Annotated in this window: 2 protein-coding genes and 1 other annotated feature; both genes read left to right on the plus strand. The window is 65.5% G+C overall.

Annotated features, from left to right (window positions below; genetic code table 11):
- Positions 1-52 precede the first annotated feature (52 nt).
- The gene (locus tag A9310_RS23325) at positions 53-370 is read left to right on the plus strand and encodes a transposase (protein ID WP_065632620.1); all 318 of its coding nucleotides are present in this window, start codon (positions 53-55) and stop codon (positions 368-370) included.
- Positions 331-459 (plus strand) — a sequence feature (AL1L pseudoknot). It overlaps the preceding gene by 40 nt.
- The coding region (locus A9310_RS26080; RefSeq protein WP_175401205.1) for an IS3 family transposase at positions 373-993 on the plus strand (621 nt) is incomplete at its 3' end. (Overlaps the previous feature by 87 nt.)

A 993-nucleotide genomic window follows, 5' to 3' on the forward strand; every position in this document is an offset into this window, starting at 1 on the left:
TGAACCGCCCCGGGTCTGTCGGAGGCTCTCGAACCTGTGAAGGATGGAGAGCATGGCAGCACCACGCAAGTACAGTGAGGAACTCAAGGACCGGGCCACCCGGATGGCATGTGAAGCGCGACRAGATCCCGATTCGTCGAGAGGTGCGATCAAGCGGATCGCCGATCAGCTCGGAGTCCATCCCGAGGCGTTGCGCAATTGGGTTCGTCAGGCCGAGATCGACGGCGGGGTCCGCCCGGGCACCACGAGTGAGGACGCTGACCGCATCGCGGCGTTGGAGCGGGAGAACCGTGAACTGCGGCGAGCGAACACGATCTTGAAGCAGGCTTCGGCTTTCTTTGCGGCGGAGATCGACCGCCCACAGCGCTGATCGTGGAGTTCGTCGCGGCTCACCGCGATGAACACGGAGTCGATCCGATCTGTGCGGCATTGCGCGATACGTCCGCCCAGATCGCTCCGTCCACGGTACGAGCCCACCTGAGCCCCCAGAAGACCGAGGCGCCTCGTGTGGTGCGTGACCGGGAGCTCCTTACCCAGGTCCGCGCGGTGCATGCCGACAACCTCGGCGTCTACGGTGCCCGCAAGGTGCATGCCCAATTGCGCAGACAGGGCCATAGTGYTGCCCGCTGCACCGTCGAGCGATTGATGAAAGCCGATGGKCTGCARGGGATAGCGAGACTCAAGACACGCAAGACCACGCGCAGCGAGGGAGCTGAAACACCCCGGCCGGCTGACCGGGTCAACCGTCAGTTCACCGCGGCGGCACCGAACGCGTTGTGGGTGGCGGACCTGACCTACATCCGCACCCACTCGGGCTGGGTGTACGCGGCGTTCGTCCTGGACGTGTTCTCGCGGATGGTCGTCGGCTGGCAGGTCTCGACCACCATGCACACCGACCTCGCCCTCGACGCCCTGAACATGGGATTGTGGGCACGGTCGCGTGCCGGCCACGACGTGGCCGGGCTGATCCACCACTCCGACCGCGGAGTGCAA

Origin of the sequence: Gordonia sp. UCD-TK1 (assembly GCF_001691435.1) — a bacterium.
GTDB classification, from domain to species: Bacteria; Actinomycetota; Actinomycetes; order Mycobacteriales; family Mycobacteriaceae; genus Gordonia; species Gordonia hongkongensis.